This is a genomic window from Arthrobacter sp. 2YAF22_2, assembly GCF_052114645.1.
Taxonomy (GTDB): Bacteria; Actinomycetota; Actinomycetes; order Actinomycetales; family Micrococcaceae; genus Arthrobacter.
This window is the reverse complement of sequence record NZ_JBFRFD010000406.1, coordinates 1-3,486: the sequence shown is the minus strand read 5'-3', so window position 1 is coordinate 3,486 and position 3,486 is coordinate 1. Positions and strand designations below refer to the sequence as shown.

Below are 3,486 nucleotides of genomic sequence, written 5' to 3'. Positions count from 1 at the left end.
GGCACGGACGCTTTCCTCGGTGACCCCGGCGGCGCTGTGCGTGGCGGTGACCTCGCCTTCGGCGTCGTCCGTGACTGTCGACTCGCCGAGGCGGATGGTGGCGGTGTAAGTCTTGGAGGTCCCCACGATGTAGGTGAGCAGGCGGGTTGCCTTATTGATGCCGAGCACCAGCACGCCCGTCGCCATGGGGTCGAGGGTTCCGGCGTGGCCCACCTTTCGGGTACCGGCGATCCGCCGCATCCGTCCAACCACATCGTGGCTGGTCCAGCCTTGCGGCTTGTCCACTATCACCAGTCCAGAAAGCACGCCTCCCAGTATATCCGCGCCGGGACTGCCCCTGGCGCGGCTGTCCGCCGGGCGCCGGACGCTAGGATGGCAAACATGCCAGAGCTAGCCGCCCATGTCCGCGACGTCGCCGTCAACCAGATCCGCGAGATCACCGAAGCCGCCTGGCATACCCCCGGCGCGATCGTGCTAAGCATTGGCGAGCCGGGCTTCGCCCTCCCCCGCCATATCCTCGAAGCCGGCATGGCTTGCCTGGACCGGGACGAGACCAACTACACCCCCAATGCCGGGATTCCGGCCCTGCGGGAGGCCTTCGCGGCCAGGTTCCGTGAGCACAATGCGACGCCGGTCGGCGCGGACCGGGTGTACGTGGTCGACGGCGCGCAGCAGGGACTGCACTTCGCAATGACCCTGCTGCTCGCCCCCGGCGACGAAGTCCTGATTCCCAACCCGGGCTACCCGACGTTTGCGATGACGTCCAGCCTGCTGCACGCCGTCCCCGTACGGTATCCGCTCTACCCCGACCACGACTTCCAGCCCCGGCTCGCAGACATCGAAGCGCTCATCACGCCGCGCACCAAGGTGCTGGTCCTCAACTCGCCGTCCAACCCGCTCGGCGCGGTGCTCGGCGAAGAGCTCACCCGCAGCCTCGTGGACCTGGCCGTACGCCACGACCTCTGGATCATCTCGGACGAATGCTACGAGGCATTTACCTACGACGTCCCGCACGTCAGCCCGGCCCGGTTCGACAGCGACGTCCCCGGCGAGGCGCGGGTGTTCACCTCGCTGACCCTGTCCAAGACCTACGGGCTCACCGGGCTCCGGATCGGGGCGCTGATCTGCCCGCCCGGACTCGAGCAGCAGATGAACAACGTGATGGAGGCGATCGTTTCCTGCGTCGCCTCGCCCTCGCAGTACGCGGCCTTGGCTGCCCTGACCGGACCGCAGGACTATGTCAGCCACGCGCACGCGCATTACCGTGCCAACCGGGATGCGGCCTCGGCCGTGCTGGAAGCCAAGGGCATCCCGTTCCTCAGCGCGCAGGGGGCCTTCTATCTCTGGGCGGATGTCTCGCACGTCAGCGGCGGCGACGTCCGTGCCTGGGTCCGGCGCTTCCTCGCCCATGCGGGCGTGGCCTTCGCCCCGGGCACCGCGTTCGGCTCCATCGGCGAAGGCTGGATCCGGATCGCCTTGTGCGGCGCCCAGCCGGATCTCGTCGAAGGCCTGGGCCGGCTTCCCGGCCGCCGGGCGGCCCTCGCGTCCCTACCGCAGGAACGCGCCAGGCAGTAGCCTGACCACACACGGGTGCGGGCGGATTCACGGCCGGGGTGCGGACGGCGTTGGAGGAGGAGCTGATGTGGTGGCAGGACTTGTTGTGGGGCATCTGGAACGGGATCACGGCCTGGATCGTGCTGATCGCCCATGTCTTCGGGGCCTGGCACGAGTTCCCGTTCTACAACACCGGGCGGGCCGGCAACTGGTATGATTTCGGCTTCCTGCTGGGCATGGGTTCCCCGTTACTCGGTGGCCTGAGAGGCCGACGGCGGGGCTGACCGGCCGCCTCGGCGCAGCCCGGCTTAGAGCCGGATCTCGTCTTCCGGCAGCATGGCGGGGGCCGGCGGCGCGGTGAACGACGTCTTGACGATGAAGTGGCCCTCGGCGCAGTTCCGGGCGATGATGGCCCCGGCTTCGCCGGCCAGCTTCACGCCGAACTGAACCTCCAGATGCTCAGGGGCGAGTTCCCGCATCACGTCGGCGGCGGCCTTCGCGGCCGGCCGCACCGCGGTAAGGGCGTCTTCAAGCCGGCGGCCGGCATCGAGGATGCCCAGTTCGTTGCGGGCAGGCCGTTCGACGCCGAAGCTTCCCTCGTCGACTTCCACCAGCACCGTTCCCGATCCGACCTCATAGCGCAGGATTTCGGTCATCACTTGCTCCCTTCGGGCTTGGCTGCCAGTGCATCGTCCAGCCAACCGCGCAGGGCGGCCGCCGGCGGGGCTCCGGTCTGCCGCGCCACCACCCTGCCGTCCGTAATCACCAGCATCGTGGGGATGGCCTGGACGTCGAAGCGCCGGGACACTGCCGGTGACGTGTCGACGTCGACCTTGACCAGCTTGACCCGGCCGGCCCGTTCCTGCGCCAGTTTGTCCAACACCGGACTGACCATGCGGCACGGACCACACCAGGCGGCCCAGAAGTCGATCAGGGCCGGGACCGGCGATTGCTCAGCGACCGCTGCGAAGTCGGCGTCGCCGGCCTCGACGATCCACGGCAGGTCGCGGCGGCACTTGCCACAGCGCGGGTGGCCGGGCGCGTCCGCGGGTATGCGATTGGTCGTGCCGCACTGCGGGCATTTGACCAGGACGGTACTCACTGCCGGTCACCAACGTTACGCTCGCCCGCAGTCATGACTCCATGGGACTCCCCCGCTGCGACCGGGCCAAGGGTCGAAGGTCCCCGGATACGCAAACAGCAGGGGCCGGATCCTTTTCCGGTTCCGGCCCCTGCTGTTGAAGACGCTTACTTGTTGCGGTCCTCATCGATCGCCTCGTGGTCGATGAGGTCGGTTTCTTCTTCGTCAAAGTCGTCTTCGTCGAGCTCGACGTCGTCGGGAACGTCGCTCTTGTACGGGTCGGCGTCGCCGGCGTGCTTGGCGCTGGCGGCAAGGGCTGCCACCTCGGCGTCGCGCTTCTTGGCTTCGCGCAGCAGCTGCTCCAGGTTCGAGGCCACCACGGGAATCTGGTCGGCGACGAATTCAAGCGTCGGCGTCAGCCGGACGGTGATGTTCCGGCCGACTTCCTGGCGCAGCACACCCTTGGCTTTCTCCAGCCCCTTGGCGGCATCCGCCTGGGCCACCTCGTCGCCGAACACCGTGTAGTAGATCGTGGCGTGCTGCAGATCATTGGTCACCCGCGCATCGGTAACAGTCACACCTTCCAGCCGGGGGTCTTTAACCCTCCGGCCCAAAGCCTCAGCAACCACAACCTTAATCCGCTGCGCCAACTTGGCAGCCCGTGCGGGATCAGCCATTTCCACTCCTAAAAAATTTGGATGTACGACGGCGCCGAAACGCAAGCCGCACATTGGTGAGTTTGGTGCCACGCGCCTAAGGAGAGTCTACGACGGACCCGCGTTGGATTTTTTCCGGCGGCCCGGGAGTGGCATCGGGCCTGCCGAAGCTGGGCGGCATGGGATCGCAGATCC

The 3,486-nt window shown here is 67.5% G+C and carries 5 protein-coding genes and 1 pseudogene; 2 read left to right on the top strand and 4 right to left on the bottom strand.

The window, feature by feature from the left end; translation table 11 throughout:
- Positions 1-306: pseudogene (truB, locus tag AB4Y86_RS14915) on the bottom strand (tRNA pseudouridine(55) synthase TruB); the annotation flags it as partial.
- A gap of 75 nt (positions 307-381) precedes the next feature.
- Between truB and AB4Y86_RS14910 the strand changes: the two are divergent.
- Both AB4Y86_RS14910 and AB4Y86_RS14905 read left to right on the top strand, forming a co-directional pair.
- Complete coding sequence (locus AB4Y86_RS14910; RefSeq protein ID WP_441402978.1) at positions 382-1,575, top strand: pyridoxal phosphate-dependent aminotransferase; 1,194 nt, start codon at positions 382-384, stop codon at positions 1,573-1,575.
- Positions 1,576-1,640: 65 nt separating this feature from the next.
- Complete coding sequence (locus AB4Y86_RS14905; protein WP_441402977.1) at positions 1,641-1,838, top strand: hypothetical protein; 198 nt, start codon at positions 1,641-1,643, stop codon at positions 1,836-1,838.
- 24 nt (positions 1,839-1,862) lie between these two features.
- Here the strand turns inward: AB4Y86_RS14905 and AB4Y86_RS14900 are convergent, their stop codons facing one another.
- From AB4Y86_RS14900 to rbfA, 3 genes are all read right to left on the bottom strand, one after another.
- Positions 1,863-2,210 (bottom strand): CU044_2847 family protein, encoded by a 348-nt coding sequence (locus AB4Y86_RS14900; RefSeq protein WP_441402976.1) that lies wholly within the window; start codon positions 2,208-2,210, stop codon positions 1,863-1,865.
- Complete coding sequence (gene trxA, locus AB4Y86_RS14895) at positions 2,210-2,656, bottom strand: thioredoxin (protein ID WP_441402975.1); 447 nt, start codon at positions 2,654-2,656, stop codon at positions 2,210-2,212. Before trxA ends, AB4Y86_RS14900 begins: the two co-directional genes overlap by 1 nt.
- Positions 2,657-2,802: 146 nt before the next feature.
- Positions 2,803-3,312 carry a 30S ribosome-binding factor RbfA gene (gene rbfA / locus AB4Y86_RS14890; RefSeq protein WP_441402974.1) on the bottom strand — a complete coding sequence of 170 codons (510 nt, stop codon included), beginning with the start codon at positions 3,310-3,312 and terminating at the stop codon, positions 2,803-2,805.
- Positions 3,313-3,486 lie beyond the last annotated feature (174 nt).

Excerpts from the sequence above, each read along its gene's own strand:
- AB4Y86_RS14905 (WP_441402977.1), top strand. The coding sequence starts at position 1,641 with ATGTGGTGGCAGGACTTGTTGTGGGGCATCTGGAACGGGATCACGGCC.
- rbfA (WP_441402974.1), bottom strand. The coding sequence starts at position 3,312 with ATGGCTGATCCCGCACGGGCTGCCAAGTTGGCGCAGCGGATTAAGGTT.
- AB4Y86_RS14910 (WP_441402978.1), top strand. The coding sequence starts at position 382 with ATGCCAGAGCTAGCCGCCCATGTCCGCGACGTCGCCGTCAACCAGATC.
- AB4Y86_RS14900 (WP_441402976.1), bottom strand. The coding sequence starts at position 2,210 with ATGACCGAAATCCTGCGCTATGAGGTCGGATCGGGAACGGTGCTGGTG.